The organism is Nostoc sp., from assembly GCF_036917095.1.
In the GTDB taxonomy this organism is placed as follows: domain Bacteria; phylum Cyanobacteriota; class Cyanobacteriia; order Cyanobacteriales; family Nostocaceae; genus Nostoc.
On the sequence record NZ_JBALFH010000008.1, the window covers coordinates 69,188 to 86,803 of the forward strand.

14 protein-coding genes and 1 pseudogene are annotated in these 17,616 nt (G+C 42.2%); 8 read left to right on the top strand and 7 right to left on the bottom strand.

Features of this window, described 5'->3' with window-relative positions:
- The first annotated feature begins 371 nt into the window (after positions 1-371).
- Positions 372-746, top strand: coding sequence for a hypothetical protein (locus V7L01_RS02240; protein ID WP_229451369.1), 375 nt, complete (start codon positions 372-374; stop codon positions 744-746).
- A 269-nt stretch (positions 747-1,015) separates the two neighbouring features.
- The gene (wecB, locus tag V7L01_RS02245) at positions 1,016-2,146 is read left to right on the top strand and encodes a non-hydrolyzing UDP-N-acetylglucosamine 2-epimerase (RefSeq protein ID WP_335031521.1); all 1,131 of its coding nucleotides are present in this window, start codon (positions 1,016-1,018) and stop codon (positions 2,144-2,146) included.
- 199 nt (positions 2,147-2,345) lie between these two features.
- Here the strand turns inward: wecB and V7L01_RS02250 are convergent, their stop codons facing one another.
- The 5 genes from V7L01_RS02250 to V7L01_RS02270 form a co-directional block, all read right to left on the bottom strand.
- Positions 2,346-3,014, bottom strand: coding sequence for a peptidoglycan-binding domain-containing protein (locus V7L01_RS02250; protein WP_335031523.1), 669 nt, complete (start codon positions 3,012-3,014; stop codon positions 2,346-2,348).
- Between the two features lie 313 nt (positions 3,015-3,327).
- Positions 3,328-3,738, bottom strand: a complete 411-nt coding sequence (locus V7L01_RS02255; RefSeq protein WP_335031525.1) for a response regulator — start codon at positions 3,736-3,738, stop codon at positions 3,328-3,330.
- Positions 3,739-3,893: 155 nt separating this feature from the next.
- A complete protein-coding gene (locus V7L01_RS02260; protein WP_335031527.1) occupies positions 3,894-4,643 on the bottom strand; it encodes a Crp/Fnr family transcriptional regulator in 750 nt (249 codons plus the stop codon).
- A 92-nt stretch (positions 4,644-4,735) separates the two neighbouring features.
- The gene (locus V7L01_RS02265) at positions 4,736-5,470 is read right to left on the bottom strand and encodes a Crp/Fnr family transcriptional regulator (RefSeq protein WP_335031529.1); all 735 of its coding nucleotides are present in this window, start codon (positions 5,468-5,470) and stop codon (positions 4,736-4,738) included.
- Between the two features lie 185 nt (positions 5,471-5,655).
- Positions 5,656-6,393 (bottom strand): Crp/Fnr family transcriptional regulator, encoded by a 738-nt coding sequence (locus V7L01_RS02270; protein WP_335031531.1) that lies wholly within the window; start codon positions 6,391-6,393, stop codon positions 5,656-5,658.
- A 188-nt stretch (positions 6,394-6,581) separates the two neighbouring features.
- Between V7L01_RS02270 and V7L01_RS02275 the strand changes: the two genes are divergently transcribed.
- Positions 6,582-6,767, top strand: a complete 186-nt coding sequence (locus tag V7L01_RS02275; RefSeq protein WP_335031546.1) for a pentapeptide repeat-containing protein — start codon at positions 6,582-6,584, stop codon at positions 6,765-6,767.
- Between the two features lie 261 nt (positions 6,768-7,028).
- Here the strand turns inward: V7L01_RS02275 and V7L01_RS02280 are convergent, their stop codons facing one another.
- Entirely contained in the window at positions 7,029-7,157 is a 129-nt protein-coding gene (locus V7L01_RS02280) for a hypothetical protein (protein WP_335031533.1), read from the bottom strand.
- A gap of 539 nt (positions 7,158-7,696) precedes the next feature.
- Between V7L01_RS02280 and egtC the strand changes: the two genes are divergently transcribed.
- Together egtC and V7L01_RS02290 are read left to right on the top strand one after the other, a co-directional pair.
- Entirely contained in the window at positions 7,697-8,497 is an 801-nt protein-coding gene (gene egtC / locus V7L01_RS02285; protein ID WP_335031535.1) for an ergothioneine biosynthesis protein EgtC, read from the top strand.
- Between the two features lie 328 nt (positions 8,498-8,825).
- Complete coding sequence (locus tag V7L01_RS02290; protein WP_335031537.1) at positions 8,826-9,842, top strand: glycoside hydrolase family 43 protein; 1,017 nt, start codon at positions 8,826-8,828, stop codon at positions 9,840-9,842.
- Positions 9,843-9,844: 2 nt separating this feature from the next.
- Here the strand turns inward: V7L01_RS02290 and V7L01_RS02295 are convergent.
- Positions 9,845-10,126: pseudogene (locus tag V7L01_RS02295) on the bottom strand (DUF4383 domain-containing protein); the annotation flags it as partial.
- A 939-nt stretch (positions 10,127-11,065) separates the two neighbouring features.
- On the opposite strand from V7L01_RS02295, the gene glf reads away from it, so the two are divergent.
- From glf to galE, 3 genes are all read left to right on the top strand, one after another.
- Entirely contained in the window at positions 11,066-13,507 is a 2,442-nt protein-coding gene (gene glf / locus V7L01_RS02300) for a UDP-galactopyranose mutase (protein WP_335031538.1), read from the top strand.
- Between the two features lie 623 nt (positions 13,508-14,130).
- Positions 14,131-16,338, top strand: coding sequence for a family 1 glycosylhydrolase (locus tag V7L01_RS02305; protein WP_335031540.1), 2,208 nt, complete (start codon positions 14,131-14,133; stop codon positions 16,336-16,338).
- Between the two features lie 77 nt (positions 16,339-16,415).
- The gene (gene galE / locus V7L01_RS02310; protein WP_335031542.1) at positions 16,416-17,402 is read left to right on the top strand and encodes a UDP-glucose 4-epimerase GalE; all 987 of its coding nucleotides are present in this window, start codon (positions 16,416-16,418) and stop codon (positions 17,400-17,402) included.
- The last annotated feature ends 214 nt before the right edge of the window (positions 17,403-17,616 follow it).

A 17,616-nucleotide genomic window follows, 5' to 3' on the forward strand; every position in this document is an offset into this window, starting at 1 on the left:
TTAACAGCACAAACACTAGCAGATCATTTATTCAGCCCATTGATGAATTATGAGAAGCAATACTAATTTTTATAAGAAATGTTAAGTAGAATCGGGGTAATGTCCTGGAGATCGAGGTTATAAGCTCATAGCTTTTAGGTTGTATACCTGAAGACGGATGCATAAAACAAGTTTTTTGAATAGATAGAAAATTGAGTTTCAATTCATAATTACAAAAAATTAACTGTAAAGTTTAGTAAACAAATGCTCATTTTCCCAATTAGTTTTTATATACTGAATTTCACTGAGGAAAGAATTTCAGTTTACTCGCAAAAAGCGAGATATGACTGAGAGAGATTAAAATTCACTTGTGTATTTTGGGAGGAAAAGTCATGGTTTCTGCTCAAAGCTCTAATCTAGGAAAGACCTACTCCTTGTTGATGATTAAAAGCTTTTTAATATGGACTTTTACATTAGCAGTATGTTTGTTGGTTGTGGGTTTTCCACTAGTCGTCTTGATGGCTACGGTGGGATGTCTGTTGTCGATTATATTGCAATCTGTGATGCCTGTTAGTGCTGTTTTGCTTGTAGCAGGTGCTTTAATCATGTTTAATGTCATGGCAGTTGTATTGGCTGCGGGTGTGCTAACTGTTAAAGGAGTTCATCCTAATGAAATTAAATGGTTAAGCTGGCTACATGGAGAGGCAGACCAAATGCAGGCTACTGTTTACGCTGCTTGCCCTTTAACTTGTGAGATTAAAATGTAATCATTACAGGTAAATAAGACAAACAGTGCGTCTGCCCGGTTAAGCCGGGTTTTTTCATGCTCTTGGTGATTTGAACTTGCCAGATCGAGATGTAGTTATTACAGTTGAATTTGACAAACATTGCATTTGCCCGGTTAAGCTGGGTTTTTTTCATATATTGTTTGAATTATTCATTTATATTTATCGTTTGTGTGATGATTGACCGCCAACTATTGACTATTGACCATAGACCATTTTGACTATAACCATTGGCAAATGACAAATGACTAATGACTAATCAAAAACGGGTTTGCATTATCTTAGGTACTCGTCCAGAAGCGATTAAACTAGCTCCAGTGATTCAGGTTTTCCAGAAGTCTTCAAGTTTTGAGTTGCAAGTAATTCTAACTGGACAGCATCGGGAAATGGTTGAGCAAGTTATGCAGCTGTTCAACATCAAGGCAGATTATGATTTGGAAATTATGCAGGTTAAGCAATCTCTAAATGATATTACCTGCCGCAGTTTACAAGGGTTAGAAGCATTATTTCAGGTGAAAAAGCCAGATTTAGTGGTGGTGCAGGGAGACACTACCACGGCTTTTGCCGCAGCTTTGGCAGCTTTTTATCATAAAATCCCTGTGGGTCATGTAGAAGCAGGGTTAAGAACTGATGATATATTTAACCCTTACCCAGAAGAAGCTAATCGGCGGTTGATTTCTCAAATTACTCAGTTGCACTTTGCACCAACTCCTTGGGCTGTGGAAAACTTGCATCGTTCTGGTGTTTTAGGTGAAATTCACATGACGGGTAACACCGTAATTGATGCATTGTTGAATGTAGCTGCAACCCAAGTAGTTTGTAATGTACCAGGTTTAAACTGGGATTCATATCGGGTTCTGTTAGCAACAGTTCATCGCCGGGAGAATTGGGGAGAACCTCTGTTAGCGATCGCTCAAGGTTTTTTACAAATTTTAGATAAGTTTCCTGATACAGCTTTGCTTTTACCATTGCACCGCAATCCGACAGTGCGAGTTCCGTTGCAAGAACTTTTAGGCAATCATCCCCGGATTTTTTTGACAGATCCTCTAGATTATGGCGAATTGGTGGGAGCAATTGGGCGATCGCATCTTTTGCTCACTGACTCTGGTGGTTTGCAAGAAGAAGCCCCCAGCTTGGGAAAACCAGTACTAGTTTTGAGAGACACCACAGAAAGACCAGAGGCTGTTGCAGCCGGTACAGCTAAACTTGTAGGCACTACGAGTGAGAATATTTTTGCAAATGCTGCTGAGTTACTCAGCGATCCAGATGCTTATGAAGCGATGGCAAATGCAATTAATCCTTTTGGGGATGGTCATGCAGCAGAGCGCATCTTACAGATTGTAGAAAATTACTTGGGTATTTCATCAGAAATATCAACTTAGCAATTTAGATTACCTCTCTCTAAATCTCTCTCCTAAAAGGAGAGAGACTTTAAAATTTCCCCCTTCCCGCATCGGGAAGGGGGTTAGGGGGTTAGGTAAATCGTTGGCTTTTTTACATAACGTGAAAAGTCAGGATTATCTCCATGCCACAAGAAAATAGTAGAACCTAGAAACGAGATTTTCAAAAGGTGGCTTTTGGCTAAATACCCAGAGCTATTCTAGTTTCAGGCCCCACAACACCATCTACAAGTAGACCTTTACTTGCCTGAAAGCTTCGGACTCGGCTAACAGTTTCTTGACCGTAAATTCCATCAATTCTGAGATTACCTAAAGCTGTTTGAACGTCTCTGACAAGCTGACCTCTAGAACCAGGGGTAAGAATCACCGAACCACCGACACCACCAGGTGTAGTCACAGGAGAATTGTTAGGTTTATCAGCAACCCATCGGGCAAAAACGTATCTACCCGTAGAAAGTCTAGCAAAACCGTTTTCATATCTTTCAATGGCTGGAAGAGTTGCGCCATTTGGTATACAGTCCACATATGAGTAGCTGGAGCTTGGGCCTGTACGCACACGTAAACAACTGCCCTTAGTCTTCACATACGCAGCCGAACTTATTTGAATTTGGCTAACAGCAACAACTAATACACCGACGCCAGCTAAAGCTAACCAAGCGGAAGATTTAAGCAGTTTTTTCCAATTGAATTTATATTTACTGTTTCCAGATGTCTCTTCTTTAGTAATAACTATGTCGGAAGATTTAAAAAGTTTTGTCCAATTCCATTGAGATTTAGGGGAATTAGATTTGGTCTTTCCAGATGCCTCTTCTTGAGCAATAAACATATGAGAATAAGCAAGATATTCCATAATGCACCCCTTTATATGAAAAAATGAGTACTCACAGAGAACTACTTCAGCATTCTCTGTATTTATTCTTAGTATATTTTATATCAACTCCCTTTTTAAAAGGTTTTTACTAACGAAATTAAGAAAAAATAAAAGTTGGTCAAAAGATTCCTAAGAAAATGCGATGTCTACGACGGGCTACGCCAACGCGCTGATTTAGTATAAAATCATTAGGCGTTGGGAAAATCCGCGGTAGACATCGCATTTTCAAAATAAATAAAATTTAGTTAAAGCTTTCTTGCTTACTGACTTTTCCCTTATACATCCAAATATGTCAAGCGTATAGTTCAAGTCCAGTTAAACTAGCAACCATAGAAGCTAACTCGTCTAAGTCTATCGGCTTGCATCGGTATATATCATAACCTGCTAATAATGCCCGATTACGGTCTTCGTCGTAAGCAGATGCTGACAGAGCAATAGCTGGAATCTTTCTCCCTCGCTTTGCTTCCAGGTTTTTAACCTTCATCAGCAGCGAACAGCCGTTTTCATCTGGTAAATAAATGTCACTAATCAGGATATCTGGTTTAAAGAATGACATAATTTCAAGAGCATCAGCTGCCGAGGCAGCAGTAATAATTTCTGCTCCGTCTATTTGAAACAAAAAGGTAAGTAACGTTCTTGTATCAGGGTCATCATCAACAACAAGCAATCGCAGACCTTTAAAAGACATTGATTGATTAGACATTATCTCACCGCCATCTAGCTCGAATACTTAGAGTAGCAATTGCATCAAAAGGCATATATTTGTCAATACCTTTTGATGCATACTTTACTAAATCTTAATGGAATCAACCAGCAAGCGTCTGTCCGGTTGCGGACATAGTAGGTTACAATTATTTGCTAGCGATGTCTACGACGGGCTACGCCTACGCGCCTGGGCTGAGTCCCTAGCAACCGAGCATATTCTTTTTGGATGACTTGATAACACTCGCAGGAAGTTGCTTCTAAATCTTCCCGATTCAGGATGTTAATTTGACCGCGTTGATAGCGAATCATTCCGGCTCGGCTGAGGGTGCTAGCAGCTACTGTGACACCGGAACGCCGTACACCCAGCATCTGGGCGATAAATTCTTGTGTGAGCGGAAATTCTTCTGATTCGAGACGCTCAGATACTGTGAGCAGCCAACGAGCTAGCCGTTCTTCTAGTGTATGAAGACGGTTGCAGGCACATGATTGTGTAAGTTCGGTATATATAGCTCGTACATAGCGCAGCAGCAGCTTTTGAATAGCTCCGCCCCGATTGAATTCGGTTCTAAGGACATCTGCATCCATCTGCATAGCAGCGCCCGCAACTTGGACAAAGGCTTTTGTGGTTGTTGTGTTGCCTCCTAAAATTACTGGGATACCCACCATACCTTCATTGCTAACTATTCCCACTTCCACCGTCGAACCATCTTCCATAATAGTGACTATAGAAACCACTGCGTTTTGGGGAAAATAGACGTGTGTGATGGGTTCTCCCGGTTCGTAAATAACTTTCCGAGTGGGAAGCGAAACTAACTTCAGGTGCGGAACAAGACGCTCATAATCACTGGCTGGCAAAGCCGCAAGCAACCTATTTACTTGCAGCTTAAGAGTGTTTTCACTCACTGAACATTAAAAGATAAACTTACCCAAAATACTTTAAATTAAGTTACTTTTGCAAGTCTGTTCGGTTTCGCACACATAACTCAAAAAAATTTTCAGGCTCGGTTGCTGGGCTTTTTGCCCAGCAACCGAGCAAATTCGTTTTGTATAACTTGATAACATTCACAGGAAGTTGCCTCCAAATCCTCTCGGTTCAGGATGCTAATATGACCGCGTTGATAGCCGATCATTCCGGCTCGGCTGAGGGTGCTAGCCGCTACTGTTACACCGGAACGACGTACACCTAGCATCTGGGAGATAAATTCGTGCGTAAGTGGAAAATCTTCTGATTCCAGACGGTCAGAAACTGTCAGTAGCCAGCGAGCCAGCCGTTCTTCGAGTGTATGGAGACGGTTGCAAGCAGCACCTTGCGCTAGTTCAGAGTATACAGCTTGTACATAGCACAGCAGCAGGGTTTGAAGCGCTCCACCCCGATTGAACTCGGCTCTCAATACATCTGCATTGATTTGCATAGCAGCGCCTGCAATCTGCACAAATGATGTTGTGGTTGTGGTCTTGTCTCCTAAAATTACCGGGATACCCACCATACCTTCATTGCTTACTATTCCAACTTCCGCCGTTGAGCCATCTTCCATAGTGGTGACTATAGAAATCACTGCCTTATCAGGAAAATATACCTGTGTTATTGGTTCGCCTGCTTCGTAAAGGATCTGCTGAACTTGAAGCGGAACTAGTTTTAAATAGGGGAAAAGACGCTGATAATCACTATCTGGCAAAGCTGCCAACAGCTTATTTGGTCTTTGCTGAAAGAGGTTTTTATTTAATGACATTATAAGTCACTCTCCTTAAGGTAGATGACTTTAGAAAAGCTAACTCCGGGCACAAGGAAAGGATTAAGGTTCTGATCCTAATGTCAAAAGGTGTATTTGCTAAAGCAACTCGGAAATATAAAAAATCTTAAAAGATGATATTTGTTCGAGTCTGTGCGGTTTCGTACATAGAAGCTCAAAAAAAATTATTTTTTCCGTTTATTGGGCTTATTGCCCAATAAACGGACATATTCATCTTCTATAATCTGATAACATTCGCAGGAGGTTTTTTCTAAAGCGTCTCGATTCAGGATGTTAATCTGACCGCGGTGGTAGGTGATGATTCCGGCTTCGCTCAAAATATTAGCTGCTTCGGTGACACCAGCGCGACGTACACCCAGCATCTGTGAGATAAATTCTTGGGTGAGGGGAAATTCTTCTGATTCCAAACGGTCAGAAACTGTTAGCAGCCACCGAGCCAGCCGCCTCTCTAGCTTATGAAGACGGTTGCAGGCAGATCCTTGTGCTATTTGAGTGTATACACCTTGGACGTAGCGCAGCAACAGGCTTTGAAGGGCTGTACCCCGATTAAACTCACTTTTGAATATATTTGCATCCACCTGCATAGCACTGTCTGGAACCTGCACTAATGCTGTTGTGGTTGTGATGTTATCTCCTAAAATTACTGGGATACCCACCATACCTTCATTGCTTATTAAACCAGCTTCTACAGTTGAGCCATCTTCCATAGTGGTGATTATAGAAACCACTGCTTTGTTAGGAAAATATACCTGTGCGATCGCTTCGCCTGCTTCGTGAAGTATTTGCCGATTTGAGAGCGAAACTAGCTTTAGATGGGGGACAAGGCGTTCATAATCACTGGCTGGCAAAGCTGCCAGCAGCTTATTTGCTGGTTTTTCAAGGGTATTTTTGTCTAATGACATTGAGATTTTCCTGAATGTACCCGTCTGTAGAAAAGGCAACTCCCGGCATAAGGAGAAAATCAAGAGTCTAACTTTAATGTCAAAAGGTGTATTTCCTAAAAAAGTTATAATAAAAAATTTAGATTTTTATTATATTCATATTTATAAATATAACATGAGAGGTCGGGGTAAATAATTATCGTTAAAATATTTACTTACAGGGTGCCAATCTCCCAAATGCAAACTTGAGCTATGCTAATCTGCGTGCTTCTAATTTGAGTCGTGCTAAGTTGCATCAGACCGACCTATTTATTGCAGACTTGAAAGGAGCTATCCTTTGCCGGAATGAAGCTGGAGAATGCCAACTTATGCAAGGCAATCTTACCAGATGGTGAGCCACATAGTTGCTAAAGCGCCTGTTAGGGAACTCCAATAAATAATTTATCCAATCTTGTGGGGTGGCCGCCATATAAACTGGGCGCTCATGTTGCCCACCCCACAATCAATAATTGAATATTTTTTTATTTGGAAGTCCCTTAGTGGTTGGTAGATTGCTCAATCAGCGATCGTATCATGTCCGGCTAAATATTTGTGATTACGAATGTAGCGATCGCAGAGTGAAGTAATCGCTCTGTTCCACTGGCAATGACATATCGTCAGTGATTAAGCAGACTTGATATTAACTGCTGCGATCGCTTTGCAGCAGCATGAAGAATTAAAGATTTTGGCGGCATAATATTTGTATCGTGCCCGGATGAATAGTTATAAATTAAGTGATTTGACATACTTATTGTGCCGCTTTTCTTATATTCTAAAAGCAACTCGTTAAGTTGGAGAAATCTATACATATCTAACTAGAACGTTTGAGAAATTATGCGATCTAATCTGTCCTTAACCGCGAGCATCCCAATGCAAGCAAATCTACTAAAATAATGAGTTTTTATTGCGAATGAAGCAAAGCAGAATGTTCGCCTTTGACGTTCCTGTAGGATAGCGATCGCTTTGCTTCACTACGTTACGCTCCCAATGACAAATTATGTTTATTACACATTTGGGATTCTCCCTGCTTAAGCTTGTACTGGCTTGGATAAAAAAATATTTTTTAGTTTCTTTAGCTATATCTAAATTTCTTAAATCTATTTGTTTACAAAAAACTCTTCTAAAAGACATAAATAAAACCATGACTTTAGTCACAGTTCAAGCATACACAAGATAAAAAATAGTTGTTAAATTAGTAATGCTTTACAAAAATTGCCCAGTTAAAAGGTTCGATTTCGATCGGGACTTGTAACTGATCGTTACTCTTTCAGCAACATCATTTTTTATGTGTAGATTAATTGGCTACTTTGGTAACCCCATCCGATTAGATGAGTTGCTGTATAAACAGGAGCATTCGCTCTACAAACAAAGTTACAGTTCTTTGGAATTAAAATCAGGAGTAGTTTGTGGAGACGGAGTGGGTGTAGGCTGGTACGATGAACTGGGTAAACCCTTCATTTACCGAAATACGATCCCGCTGTGGAACGATCCGAATCTGGAAGAATTGAGCAACTATGTACAATCTACTTGTACTGTAGGCTATGCCCGATTGGCTGGAATAGGTGAATCGCTCGACATTAGCAACTGTCAGCCATTTCGCAGTGGTAAACTGTTGTTTGTGCATAATGGCGAGATATCAAACTTTCAAGAGACTCTCTATAGACCAATACGTAAGAGCCTCTCTGATTCCACATACCGCCTGATTAAAGGCATGACTGACTCTGAACACATCTTCGCTTTGCTAGTGGAAATCTGGCAGTCGTCTCCAGGCAGCACTCTGTTCTCAGCCTTACGTGCCACACTTCAAAAATTGACTGAGTTGGCATCAGAATACGATACTAGTTTTAGTGCCAATATAATTGTCAGTGATGGTGAAGCAGTTGCAGCAACTCGCTATGCTTATCGCACTCAAGCCCCTACCCTTTATTGGTCTTGTGATACACTCAAGCACCCAAACCAAGTTATTGTTGCCTCTGAGCCTTTATCTAACAACCAAAATTGGACTGCTTTTCCCGAGCAAAGTACGCTATTTATTCAAGCCCAGTCATTACGGCCAACAATTAGTTTGTTGGAGAGTTTTGCTTAATTGCGGTGCGGGCTGTGAACTACCTTGAACCTATGCGACTATTCTAATTGCTGTACTAATTTCGCTCTCTAGCAGCAGCGTTTTTGGAGAAGACTGCCGATTCATGGACAAAGTTAAAATTGTCGCAGGTTTTCTGTAAGAAACTTTTGTGTACATGGTGTTGCAGAGAAAGGGGGATGATTTGGCAACTTCCAAAATTCCCTCCCTGCTTCCCCTGCTTGCCCCAATTGATTCCACTGTTCTGCAACACTAATATTTACTACCTTGCTTTAGTTAACTTTGCTGCTCTAGAATTTATTAGCTTCACCGCAATATTTACGGGATTGAAATGCAAACCTATACTAATCCAGTCTACAAAGGTTATTTTGCCGACCCTTTTGTTTGGCAACACGAAGGGGTATATTATGCGATCGGCACTGGTGCAGCAGAAGCAGAAGGAACGGTAGATGAAATAGCGGACGCACCAAATGTTAACTTCAATAACAAATCACGTGTCTTTCCTCTGTTACGCTCTTTCGACTTTGTGAATTGGGATTATGTTGGTAACGCACTACTGCGGCCAGATCCCGCCCTTGGCGATAATTTCTGGGCCCCCGAAGTTGCTTACTGCGATGGACAGTTCTATCTCTACTACTCTGTGGGGCACGAGGACAAGAATCATCAGTTACGTGTGGCTACAAGCGATACTCCATTAGGGCCTTACCAAGATGTTGGTGAGTCACTTGTAGATCCAAAATCCTGTCCCTTTGCGATCGACCCGCACCCATTCCAGGATGATAATGGACAGTGGTATTTGTTTTACGCCCGTGACTTTCTAGATACATCGGATGGAGTGCGTGCTGGTACAGCATTAGTTGTAGACAAACTCCAAACCATGACTAAGCTTGCTGGTGAGGGGAAAGTGGTTTTACGTGCGCGATCCGATTGGCAACGGTTTTTAGCCAATCGTTTGATGTATGGTGAAATCTATGATTGGCATACTTTAGAAGGCCCCTGCGTTCGTAAGCATGGAGGTAAATATTACTGCTTTTATAGTGGTGGACGCTGGGAAACTGAGAACTACGGTGTAGATTATGGCATTGCTGACAACGTGATGGGGCCTTACTCTGACGCAGGTAACCAAACCGGGCCACGGGTGCTAAAGTCTGTTCCTAATTTTGTTAGAGGGCCGGGACATAACTCTATTGTTCTTGGGCCAAATGGTAAGACTGAGTATCTTGTCTATCATGCTTGGGCGAAAAACATGGATATGCGGCAAATCTGCTTAGATATGCTGATCTGGACGCCAGAAGGGCCCCTTTGCCAAGGCCCTACCTGGACGCCACAGACGATCGCCAGCGATTGAACTTAAAGATTTTGCGATACATTAACACCACTCTGTTTGGCTGGTATAACAACGCTATAGTAGCCAGCTGCGATCGCTGCTAATGCATTAAGTAAAACATTGGTACCAAACAATGGCATTAAGCCGAAAAATGTCTTACCAAAAGGCAACAATCCTATAATCGCCAACAAGGCATAAGAAACTGCAAAACTACGATTGAATAGACGCGCAGTGGTAGTATTGTTGTAAGAAGTAATTCCTAACAATCCTACGGCGCAACGTACAATGTTATGCAAAAAGTTAGTTCAATGTATTCTCTGCCAGTAGTTTTAAGATTGAGTTTGAGTGTTTACATCTAAAGTAATAATTTTAGTTAGAAAAAATTACATCATTAAGAAGTGAAAAATTTCTAAATCAAAAATTTTACTACTTAGTTTATTAATGATGACTGCCGCTACAAAGCAAGATTTAGACTTTTAAATATCAATGCCTACACTTACTGCACTACCTATTTTATTTGATAAATTCTCATAGAAAAGCGATCGCTTCACAGATTCGCATCATTAGAAGCGATCGCGTGAGGTTTATGAATTGAATATACGAGCAAGTTTACACACTATCAAAAGACTTTTAACCTACCTAAGGTTGAGAAAACATATCTATCAGCAGGGTTAAATTTACAATACTTGTTTAAAAAATTTACTATGATTATTACAACAGTATGTATTCAAGATAACAAAATAATAATCTTTTTTGGCAAAAAAACTATTATTTTCCTAAAAGTAGGTTAATTTTATATATGATTAGACTGAAACATATGGAATGAGAAATAAAGAAACCAGATTTATTAAAATTAATACATTTGTTAATTCTCTTAAGTTTTGTGTACGAAATCGAACAGACAAAAAACCATAAGTATGCATATATGTTTTAGAGAAAAACAAAAAATGCTTTACATTATATCAATCAATATTTTGTTATTTAGACTTAGACATTGAGAAAAATATAGTACTTTTGGCTTAACAAAAAAGCAACTTATATTTATTTGGATAGATGAAAAAACCATAAATATAATAGTATTTTATTAAAAATACAACAAAGCATTGATTATACCGATTCGATATGGAAATGCAGCAAATTGTGTTACAAGCTTTTGCCTAAAAGTAAGCTTGGTGCTGCTTTACAAAGAAAAGGTATTAGCGATTGGCTAGTCAGAATAAATAATTTAAATAACGAGAACATCTATGGCAAGTGAAAAATCTCAAGTCAAAAACAACGGTGTCAGCAATGTTATTTCGTCGAAGCAGCGTAAAACAAAGCGATCGCAGCTAGCTGAAACGCAATCATCGGGTACGACGCCACTGTTGAATTTAACTTCGTCTAATAAAAAAGTTCAATCAACAGAAACCTTTAAAGATACACCTGACATAGTTTGCTTATCTCATTTACGTTGGAATTTCGTCTATCAAAGACCACAACATCTTCTTAGTCGCTGCGCTCAAGGAAAGCGAGTCTTCTTTATTGAGGAGGCAATTTTCTCTGAAGAACCCTTGGCAAGGCTAGATGTAAACCAAGATTCAAATGGAGTAGTTGTGGTTGTGCCACACCTGCCACAAGGTTTAACTGAAGAAGCAATAAACGCAGATTTACAACTACTAATTAATAGTTTGTTTGCAGAGCATAATATCAACAAGTACATTTGTTGGTATTACACACCAATGGCGATCGCTTTTACGCGCCACTTGCAACCCCAAGCTGTGGTGTACGATTGCATGGATGAATTGTCTGCATTCCAGGGAGCATCACCCACTTTAAAGAATTACGAAGCTGAACTTTTCAGCCGTGCAGACTTAGTATTTACAGGGGGACAAAGCCTTTACGAAAGTAAAGTGAACCAGCACCCCAACGTTTATGCCTTTCCTAGCAGTGTAGATGTCCCCCACTTTGGACAGGCGAGAAACGTTCAAGAACCAGAAGATCAAGCTCATATTCCCCATCCTCGCCTTGGATTCTTTGGCGTAATTGATGAACGGATGGATATTGAACTGCTTGCTGGTATTGCCGAAGCTCGTCCCGATTGGCATCTAGTAATTATTGGGCCAGTTGTCAAAATCGATCCCGCAAGTCTGCCACAGCATGAAAATATTCATTATCTCGGTGGCAGAGATTATAAACAGCTACCTGCCTATTTAGCAGGGTGGGACTTAGCAATGTTGCCATTTGCGCGGAATGAGTCAACACGTTTTATTAGCCCTACCAAAACTCCAGAGTATCTTGCCGCAGGTAGACCTGTAGTATCTACCTCAATTCGAGATGTGGTGCGTCCTTACGGAGAGTCGAAACTGGTGCGAATTGCAGACACAGTTTCTGAGTTCGTCACCGCCGCAGAACAAGCAATGCAAGAAGACACCCCAGGCTCAGAATGGTTGAGTCGAGTAGATGTCTTTTTAGAGAAGATTTCTTGGGATCGTACTTGGGCATCAATGATGAAGCTGATTGACTCTGCCATTGCTGCCCGTGATGGTGAAGACAAAGCTAACTCCACAGGTGCGGCTGGTAAACAAGCACCAAATATCATAACCAGAGATTTTGTCTTCGATTACTTGGTTGTCGGCGCTGGTTTTTCTGGTAGCGTGATAGCAGAACGTTTGGCAACTCAGTCTGGTAAAAAAGTGCTGGTTGTAGACAAGCGCAACCACATAGGCGGCAATGCTTACGATCGCTATGACGATCATGGGGTTCTCGTACACAAATACGGCCCCCACATCTTTCACACTAATTCCCGTGAAGTCTTTGAATACCTTTCACGCTTTACTCAGTGGCGGTCTTACGAACATCGCGTCCTTGCCAGTGTAGACGGACAACTTGTTCCGATTCCGATCAACCTTGACACCATCAACAAGCTGTATGGGATGAATCTCAATTCATTTGAGGTGGAGGAGTTTTACAAATCCCTTGCTGAACCAATGGAATACATCCGCACTAGCGAGGATGTAGTGGTAAGCAAAGTTGGTCGAGAACTGTATGAAAAGTTTTTCCGGAATTATACGCGCAAGCAATGGGGACTTGACCCATCGGAACTTGATAAATCAGTAATTGCCAGAATTCCGACTCGTACCAATCGTGACGATCGCTATTTTACCGATACTTACCAGGCAATGCCGCTCCACGGCTTTACCCGGATGTTCGAGAATATGCTTAATCATCCGAATATTAAGGTAATGCTCAACACTGATTATCAGGAAATCCAAAAAGCTATACCTTGCCGCGAGATGGTTTATAGCGGGCCTGTTGACGAATTCTTTGATTATCGCTACGGCAAATTACCATATCGCTCGCTTGATTTCAAGCATGAGACGCACAACACCGCTGTATTTCAAAAAGCACCAGTAATAAATTATCCCAATGAACAGCTTTATACTCGTGTAACTGAGTTTAAATACTTAACTGGTCAGGAACACTCTAAAACTAGTATTGTTTACGAGTTTCCGAAAGCTGAGGGAGATCCTTATTATCCCGTACCGCGTCCTGAAAATAACGAAATGTACAAGCAGTATAAGGCGCTATCTGATACAACACCAGGAGTATATTTTGTGGGACGACTAGCAACCTACAAGTACTACAACATGGATCAATGTGTTGCTCAGGCTCTGTCTGTGTACAAACAAATTGCGGTTAAAGCTTAAATAATTCGTAATTCGTAATTCGTACTCGCTCTGTATTTGTAGGGTGCGTTATGGACATTAGGGCGTGTTTTCAAACTACTCGTTTAGCCTCCTAATTTTTTAGATCCCCCTAAATCCACGCCAGTTGCTCATGGGGGAAACCCCCAAGACCGCACTGGCTCCCCTTAAAAAGGGGGACTTTAAGAGATTCTTAGCCCCCCTTTTGAAGGGGGGTTGGGGGGATCTAAGACTTTGAAAACACGCCCTAGTAGTCTGGCAAGTCAACTTTGCATGGTGGTTAGCAGAGGGGCAGAGGGGCAGAGGGGAAAAAACTTGGTATAAGCCTCTCCTCTGCTCCCTTGCTCCCCTGCTCCCTTGCACAAGCGCCGACCTCCACCCAGCAATTTTGGGTGGGTTGGCGAACTACTAGTCCTAACGCACCGAAAATCTAGGATGGGGCGTTAGCCTGCGGCATAATACAACGCCAGTTGCTACAACGTAGGGAACCGGAACCTCCCTTCGGGTTCACCAGTCGCCTACGGCGGGAAACCCTCCTACAGCGCTGGATTCACCGCAACGCACTGGCTCCCCAACAAAACTCGAAAACAACCCATCAAATAAAATATCAGCTTGAGTTGTAAATTATGGCTTCTGCTTTCAACTCGACGCTCAACACTCCTAAATCAAAACTTCCCCTAGAAGTTTGGGCTGGTGTAGAGTGTACGGTTAATCGTGTGGGTGAAGAGTATCTCGATCAGTTAGAACGCAATGGTCATGCAACGCGCTTGGATGACCTAGATTTATTTGCCCAACTAGGTATACACGCCATCCGCTATCCAGTTATTTGGGAGCGGATAGCACCCAACGGTTTAGAGAATGCTGATTGGTCGTGGGCAGATGAACGGCTGGGACGCTTGCGCGAACTTGGCATCTGTCCAATTGTGGGATTAGTGCATCATGGTAGTGGCCCTCGCGATACCAGCTTGGTAGATCCAGAATTTCCCGAAAAACTAGCGGTGTTTGCTCGTGCAGTTGCAGAACGCTATCCTTGGATAACACATTACACACCTGTAAACGAGCCACTGACAACAGCACGCTTCAGTGGGATGTACGGTCACTGGTATCCTCATGGACAGGACGATTTAACTTTCGCCCGTGCTTTGTTAGGAGAGTGTAAAGCGATCGCTCTTTCGATGCAAGCAATCCGGGAAGTCAATCCCAACGCCCAACTCGTACAAACTGAGGATTTGGGTAAAACTCATAGTACGCCAAAGCTGGTTTATCAAGCAGAATTTGAGAACGAGCGTCGTTGGTTGAGTCTTGATTTATTATGCGGTCGAATCAACCCAACTCATCCGATGTGGGGTTACTTGCGCGATTGTGGTATCAGCGAGACTGAACTTGAAGAATTTTTACAATATACCTGTCCGCCTGACATTATCGGCATTAACCATTACCTGACGAGCGAGCGCTTTTTAGATGAAAATCTAGAAAACTATCCCGCTTGGACGCATGGAGGCAATGGTCGAGACAAGTATGCAGATGTAGAGGCAGTGCGAGTTTGCGCTGAGGGTTTGGCAGGCCCCCGGACATTGCTCAAAGAGACATGGGAACGCTACAAACTACCCTTTGCTGTCACTGAAGTTCACCTGAGTTGCACCCGTGAGGAGCAGCTACGCTGGCTCAATGAAGTGTGGAATGCAGCCCAAGAATTACGAGATCAAGGCGCAGATGTTCGGGCTGTGACTGTTTGGGCACTTTTGGGCAGCTACGATTGGAATAGTTTAGTGACTCGCTCCGCAGGATACTACGAGCCAGGTGTATTTGATTTGCGCTCTCCACAGCCTAGACAAACAGCGATCGCCAAGATGGTGCGAGATTTAGCCACTGGAAATAAACCGAATCATCCACTACTTGATACACCAGGATGGTGGCATCGAAAAGAGCGCCTATTATACCCAGCCGTCAGTTGTCGCATATCTCTCCCATCTCCCCCGCTTTCCTCGCCTGCTTCTCTTCGTCCCTTGGCGATCGTGGGAGCCACAGGAACTCTAGGCAAGGCTTTTGCTCGGTTGTGCGAAGTGCGAGGAATTTCATATTGCCTCCTAAGACGCCAAGATATGGATATTGCCAATCCTGCTTCCGTCAATAAAGTACTTACCGAGTTACAACCGTGGGCAGTTGTGAACGCTGCCGGATACGTGCGGGTAGACGATGCCGAACGCGAACCCGATGTTTGTTTGAAGGTAAACGCTGAAGGGGCAGCGATTTTAGCTGCTGCTTGCGCTCAACATAATGTAGGGCTGCTAACTTTCTCTTCAGATTTGGTATTCGATGGTGCTGAGTCTAATCCTTATGTGGAAACTGATACCGTTGCGCCCCTGAATGTATATGGATGCAGCAAAGTTTTGGCAGAAAAGCTAGTATTGCAGGCTCATCCTGCATCGCTAATGATTCGCACCAGCGCATTTTTCGGGCCGTGGGATGATTACAACTTTGTGACGATCGCCCTACGGCAATTAGCTGCTGGAAATACTTTTGTCGCAGCCGAAGATGCGATCGTCTCGCCTACTTATGTACCCGATCTTGTCCACACCAGCCTTGATTTATTGATTGATGGCGAGAACGGTTTGTGGCATTTGGCTAACAAAAGTGCTGTAGCTTGGTCTGACTTAGCCCGATTGGCAGCTAAAAAAGCAGGTGTGAGTGTCAGCAGTCTAATTGCTCGTCCGACGCAAGAACTTGGTTGGATTGCTCCCCGCCCAGCTTACAGCGTTCTTGGCAGCAATCGAGGTGAATTAATGCCACACCTTGACAATGCAATTTCTCGCTACTTGGAAGAAAGAAATTAGGACAAAAAATTTTAGATTTTGGATTGGATTTAAATCTAAAATCTAAAATTCAAAATCATTGTTTACAATACCCAATTATGTCAACTATTTTAGTCACGGGAGGAGCCGGATACATTGGCTCCCATGCTGTATTAGCCCTGAAAAATGCAGGTTATGAAGTAATCGTTTTAGATAATCTGTCGAATGGACATCGAGAACTTGTAGAAGATGTTTTACAGGTAAAATTGATTGTTGGAGATATGAGCGATCGCGCCCTGCTTGATAATATATTTTCATCCCATAATATAGAGGCAGTAATGCATTTCGCTGCTTATATTGCAGTGGGTGAGTCTGTTACCGACCCAGCAAAATATTACCAAAATAATGTTGCAGGTACTTTGACGCTTTTAGAAGCAATGCTTGCTGCGTCAGTTAAGAAATTTATCTTTTCTTCTACTTGCGCTCTTTATGGTGTACCAAAGTTTGTTCCCCTTACCGAAGACCATCCTCACGATCCTATTAGTCCCTACGCTACTAGCAAGTGGATGGTAGAACGAATTTTATCTGATTTTGATACAGCCTACAATTTCAAGTCTGTACGTTTTCGCTATTTTAACGCCGCAGGTGCTGACCCTGATGGATTACTTGGTGAAGACCACGAACCTGAAACTCATCTCATCCCATTAGTGCTACTAACTGCTTTTGGTAAGCGCGAATCTATTTTGATATTCGGCACTGATTATCCTACCCCAGATGGTACTTGTATCCGAGATTATATTCATGTGACTGACTTGGCACAAGCCCATATCTTAGGTTTGGAATATCTATTAAAAGGGGGAGAAAGCGAAGTATTTAATCTAGGAAATGGCAGTGGTTTTTCAGTCAGAGAAGTAATAGAAACTGCTAAAAAAGTAACAGGCAAGGAAATTAAAATAGAAGAACGCGATCGCCGACCGGGTGACCCTCCTATTTTAGTTGGCAGTAGCGACAAAGCAACTAAAGTTTTAAAATGGCATCCACAATATCCTGAACTGAACGAAATTATTACCCATGCTTGGCAATGGCATCAGCAACGACATAAGTAGAGACAACAGATTTCACGATTCTACTCAGAATATAGCGGTTCTCAGGTGAGTGAGGTACAAGAACCCCACCCCCAACCCCCTCCCCGCTCTTCGAGAGGGGACTATGATGTAGCTCATATCCCTCTTATGTCACTTTCCGAGTATTCTTAATAAAAGGATTAAAAGAAAAAACTCTGGAAGGTAAGCAGGGCAATGGATGTAGAATTACAAATCC